The organism is Vibrio sp. 10N.222.46.A1, assembly GCF_041473595.1.
Taxonomy (GTDB): domain Bacteria; phylum Pseudomonadota; class Gammaproteobacteria; order Enterobacterales; family Vibrionaceae; genus Vibrio; species Vibrio tasmaniensis_A.
Genome location: NZ_JBFRSN010001523.1, coordinates 1 through 396 on the forward strand (window position 1 = coordinate 1; position 396 = coordinate 396).

1 pseudogene is annotated in these 396 nt (G+C 41.9%); it reads right to left on the bottom strand.

From position 1 onward, the window contains the following. Positions 1–298 (bottom strand): annotated as a pseudogene (locus AB4496_RS27840) (Fe2+-enterobactin ABC transporter substrate-binding protein); the annotation flags it as partial. Positions 299–396: the final 98 nt, after the last annotated feature.

Here is a 396-nt window from a genome sequence, read left to right on the forward strand (position 1 = left end):
CACCACCGCGCCATGCTACAACAATCAAATCAGGTTCATAGATATAGGCAGACTCTAAATCAACGCTGCCGGCAGGCCATGCCTTTTCCACGCTTCTCTGTTCAGCAATATCTGCCCATTGACTAAAAAACTTCCCTTCATAAGTGAGTGCTGTTGCGGCTAAAGGAGCATCAATAGCCAGTAGCGTCCCACTAATCGTCACCGAGGTAGAAAGGATTCGAGTCGGTTTAGATGGGATCACTGTCTGTGAGCTATCCGCATTAACGAAAGTCTTGGGGTAAGTATTTTGAGATGTCATTTCGGTTTCTGCGAAAACAGAAGCCGAAGCTGAAATCAAAAAAACAACAATGATTTTAAAAATTATATTGATTCTCATTTACTATTTACACTTCATTT